The sequence below is a fragment of the Thermogemmatispora sp. genome, assembly GCF_019683755.1.
Lineage (GTDB): Bacteria > Chloroflexota > Ktedonobacteria > Ktedonobacterales > Ktedonobacteraceae > Thermogemmatispora.
On record NZ_JADGHT010000347.1, the window covers coordinates 1 to 4,716 of the forward strand.

Consider the following 4,716-nt stretch of genomic DNA (forward strand, 5'->3'; position numbering starts at 1 on the left):
GTTGGGGACGCTGCCGGTACGGGCTGCCGCGGGCACAGCCGTCGTGACACCCCCTACCACGGCTACAGCCACGTCCCCTGCGGCGAGTAGTTGTCTGGCGGCAGCGCCGGCGAAACAACAGGTTGCAGTTGGTCAGCCGGCTTTCATTGTCATCACGGTTAGCTGTTATCCGTCGGTTCCTCTGCCTGTTGTCATCGTCAACTGGGGAGATGGAAATCTCTCCAAGTATCCGCTCTGCAAGGATGCCTGCCCTGCGCCTCCGGTAGAGCTGATTGCCTCTCACAGCTATGCTAAAGTGGGCACTTATCTGCCAGTGATTTGCCTGCAGAGTGGGACGGGACCGATCACACCGCAGCCCGAGTGTGTCAGCGTTGAAGTAGTCGTTGTGCCTCCCACTGTGCAGCCGCAAAGCTAAGGCAGGTCCACGCCTGGCTGCGGTCCTCAGCGGCCAATCAGGAGGGAAGATGAGGGAGCCGCTGGAGAGCGGCTAGCGGGCCTGCCCGTTCATGACAAGAGGGCTTTCCCTGCTCACTGACAGCCAGGCATCGGCTGGCTGGCCGTAAACGGCCAGCGGGCCTTATTCTACTATGACTGACTATGTGGGCCGAGCAAGTATGTGGGCTGAGCAAGTCGCCCAGAGGCGAAGGTTAGACGAGGCGACGGCGACCCCAGATCAGGACATGCAGCTGTGGCAGGACGCGCACATTATAGTGATCCCAGAAGGGGTCACGTACGCGTTCAGCCAGCCAGGCCAGCGCGGCGGGGTAATCCGGTAGGGCTGCATCGCCCTCTGGCTGCAAGATAATGGGCAGGCGACGCTCTCTGAAGAGCGGATGAGCTTCCAGCAGAGTGCGCAGGGCCTGTTCATCGTGGTCGTCGCGCACGACAAATTTCCACTGTTGTTGCGTGGGGGCCAGGCTGTGCAGGAACTGCTCAATAATGGGATGGCGCAGGTAGTTCGCGCCGCTACCGGCGCTGGGCAGCTTAGGCGAGAGGCTCCATAGATCGATCAGTGGTAGGGCCAGGGCTGGGAAAATTGTGGCGTTCGTCTCGACGGTCAGGTGGTGGCCCTGGGCTTTCAGCAAGGTGGCGAGCTGGGGTAGCTCCTTCTGTAGGGTTGGCTCGCCGCCGGTGAGCACCACATGGCGAGCGCCAAGAGCCGCCACGCGCTCCGCCACCGTCTGGGGAGAGAGCGTTTCCCAGCTTCCGCCTTCCCGCACGCTCCATGAATATTTCGTATCACACCACGAACAGCGCAGATTGCAGGCGAAGAAGCGTACAAAGGTTGTGGGTACCCCTATCAGGCTCCCCTCGCCCTGGATCGAGCGGTAGATCTCCATGACCAACATCGTTGGCAGTGCCTTTGTTCCTCCCTTGGCTTGCTGAAGTCGACAGCCCTCCGCTCTGGCCAGCCCGGCGGTGCTGCCTGATAGATCGCCATGCCGCGGCGCGGCAGATCACCAGGCTGACTCAGCGAGCTTCGCTTTCTCTCTTCCTGGCTAGATTTTCTCTGATCTGTCAACTGGTCGTCGGTCCCCGCAGGCCTCCAGCCGGGGAGGGCGACATTTATCGAAGATCTTTGTTATACAAGACCTAAATTAGGAAAAAAGAGACTTTACTCTGTGAGTCGCATATGCTATCCTTATATGGCATTCTAAGATAGTCTATATTTTCTAGTAAAAAATACTAGATCCTTGCCACAACCGGTCTTGAAGCTAAATGGACCAATGAAAGGGCAAACCGTTGGAGTGATGGGTCTGGCGACACCTGATCTAAGAGGACTATCTCCTAAGCGCTGCCCCTTTGGAGGTGAGGGGCAAGATGAGGAAGGGTAGTGAGTGAGAGAACCACTCAGCGACTGGGATGACGGGACCTGTACGTAGAAGAAGAGAGGCAAACACCGATGGAAGCGATAAACAGGGGGGAGGAAGTTGCTGCCCTTGAGGCTCTGCCCCACGAGTTGGTTATTCTCCACTTAATCGCTACTGGTATTGTGCGCTATCAGGAAGAGTGTGTCTCTGCTCCCGGCGGGCTAGTGATCGTCGATGGCAGCTACCCTGAGCCGCTGCAGAGGGGGCTGGACTTGTTCAATGTACTGCGCTACCGGAAGGGTTTGCCGCTCATCAAGAGCGTAGTGGACCTGCTAAGCTGGTGTCGCAGGCCTCTGGCTGAGTGGTCGCTGGATCTTGACCTGGGAACACTGGGCTGGGGGCTGATGAGCAACGAGAGGCTCCTCTATGGGCACCTGCCATCTCAGCTTTGCATTGAGCTGGCTTGCTCGTCAGGGGAAGTCGAGGCTGATCTGATGGAGCGCAATTTCATCGAGCGTGTGCTGGCCCGTTGTCGGCTCTGTCAGGACCCACAGGCCTATGTTTCCTTCCGACGCTGGCTCATTGAGCATCCGGTCGTAACTGAGCAGGAGCTGCTCTCATTGAGCGCGGGCTCTCCAGAGCTGGAGCTGTTACGGGATCTACTGCGCGAGGCCTACGTTGATGCTCCTTATGAGGCGCTCTATCAGGATGCCTTTTATTGCTGCCCCGGATGCGGCGCGCTGCTGCTGCCGGATCAGCGGGAGCGGCGGCTGCTTTGCATGATTGAGCGCTGTAGCCAGTTGCCGTTAACTCCCGAGGCTCTTGCCAGGCTGGGAACAGTATCAGGGAATCAGCCGTCTGGGTCTGCGGTGCGGCGGCTGCGGCCAGAAGAGAGAGTTCGCTGCCTCAGACGAGGCCTGATCTGGTTTGTGATGTGGCCTGGTCGGGCCGAGCTCCGTCTAGAGCGCCGCCTGCGCGGGCAAGGGCTGCAAGTAGAGTTGTGGCCCGACTATGACCGCTATGATTTGCGTGTCGTGGGACCGCGGGGAACACTCGCGGTCGATGTCAAGGATTGGTCTAATCCCTATTTACTGGCGCGACGTGTCAAACAGGAAGGCATCCCCGCAGCGCTGACTGGCCAGTTTTACTATGTCTTCCCCCAGGAGCGCAAGCGCCTCCAGCCGGACTATGTCCGCGCCTTTAGGGCGGCCTACGACGCACTCCGCGGTCCTTCGCTCGCCGCAAGCGGCCTAAAGGTCGCTTTTGAGGATGACTTTCTCAGAGAGGCTCAGACGCTTTGTTGAGGAGGTGCGCTGTGCGTGCTCGGCCCAAATTATGGAAGAAGCTCGAAAGAGAAGTGCAGGCCATACTGACGAGGCTGGCCCAGCAAAGTCAGGCTGCTGCAGAGGACCCGCCGACGGCTCTATTGCAGCTTGGAGCGCGTCGCTTGATCGAAGTGGAGCTAGGTCTCACGCTGTTGAGCGAGGTAGCACCGGCAGCCCCAGCTCAAGCCCTCTGGGTCCTTCTCAGCGGCTACTCCTTCGCCTTGCCGGAACTCTATGCTGCTGGTCAAGAGCATGTTCAGATGCAAGGAATCGGGAGGCATCTACTGCTGGCCTATAAGAGTGCGCGAAACTGGGAGAGGGCTTTAGCGGACTACACCAGGGTCAGCGAACTGCTCCGCCTGTATGACGTTGATCTCCAGACAGGGCACTACAGCCGGCGCTCTGTCAGTCTCTACCCTGAGCGGCTGGAGCTGTATCGGCAGCTCTGCCGCCAGCCGCTGCCCCATTGTGAGCGCAAGCTGCGTCCGGCCCATGCCGGGCGCTATCTCTGCCTGAGTCAGCGTCGGCGGGCCACGGTCACCATTCCTGATGATCTGCCGCTGCCCTCGGCCTGGCCTCCTGGTCATCAGCTCCCCGAGCGGCACCAGCACGAGGCGCTTGTGATCCCTTGGGCTGAGCTTCTGGAGACCGCAGATTGGCTCGACGAGCAAGAGGCACGGTGTCAGCTCCCGGCCCGGCAATGGCGCCAGGCGCTAGAACGCATCCAGCTCTACTTTGCTCCTAATGAAACAAGCGAATTTCAGGCGGCTGATACGCTGGTGCTCCAAGGGACCCTGCATATGGTCGGGATGGTCGGCACTGGCAAGACGACGCTCATGGATGTGCTGGCCGTCTGGGCCGCGCGGCGAGGACGGCGTATCGCCCTGGTAGTGGGAGACGTCACGAGTCTGCTGGAACGGGTCCAATACTTCCGCCGGCTGGGCCTGAGCGCGGTGCCGCTCCTGGGGACCACGAACCGCGCCAAGCATCGGCGGCAGCTCCATCAGATGCTCTCGGCTGTCCGCGGTGAGCATCCTCTGCAGCATGAGCATATCGGCTTTGACTATACTAGCAGCACCTGCCTTCTCAACGGTCTGCGCAGCGAGCACTCGCCGCCGCTGCCCACGGATGCGCCGCCCTGTCTCAGCTTGCAGCCTATCGAACAGGGAGTGGAGGAGGAGCTGCTAGGGAAGGAGGACGAGGAGGAGCTGATCCCGCCGGGCGACGAGGAGGATGCGTCGTTGCAGGCCGAAGCGCCCCGCGGTCGCAGGTACGCTTGTCCGCTCTATGCCGCCTGCCCCTATCATCTGGGGCAGCGCGAGCTTGTGGAGGCGACCATCTGGGTCGCTACCCCGCAGAGCCTGATCTACACGAGCGTTGACCCCCAGCTCTGTCCCCCCTTCCTGCGTTTCCTGGAGCTGGTCTATCGCCTCTGCGACCTGGTGGTCGTTGACGAGGCCGATCGTGTCCAGGTACAGCTCGATGAGCTGTTCAGTCCGGCGCTCACGCTCGTGAGCAAGGGAGGTGATTCCTGGCTAGGGACTTTAGTGAATAAGGTGCCCTCGGCCCTCTACCGCGAG

General features: G+C 60.4%; 3 protein-coding genes and 1 pseudogene. 3 read left to right on the forward strand and 1 reads right to left on the reverse strand.

Going from position 1 to position 4,716, the window contains the following annotated elements:
- On the forward strand, window positions 1-415 hold a 415-nt coding region (locus IRZ24_RS16885), incomplete at its 5' end, for a hypothetical protein (protein WP_297166701.1).
- Between the two features lie 232 nt (window positions 416-647).
- Here IRZ24_RS16885 and IRZ24_RS16890 read toward each other — a convergent pair.
- On the reverse strand, window positions 648-1,349 hold the full coding sequence (locus IRZ24_RS16890) for a radical SAM protein (protein WP_297166704.1): 702 nt from the start codon (window positions 1,347-1,349) through the stop codon (window positions 648-650).
- Between the two features lie 554 nt (window positions 1,350-1,903).
- Here IRZ24_RS16890 and IRZ24_RS16895 point away from each other — a divergent pair.
- Together IRZ24_RS16895 and IRZ24_RS16900 are read left to right on the forward strand one after the other, a co-directional pair.
- A complete protein-coding gene (locus IRZ24_RS16895) occupies window positions 1,904-3,115 on the forward strand; it encodes a hypothetical protein (RefSeq protein ID WP_297166706.1) in 1,212 nt (403 codons plus the stop codon).
- A gap of 53 nt (window positions 3,116-3,168) precedes the next feature.
- Window positions 3,169-4,716 (forward strand): annotated as a pseudogene (locus IRZ24_RS16900) (hypothetical protein); the annotation flags it as partial.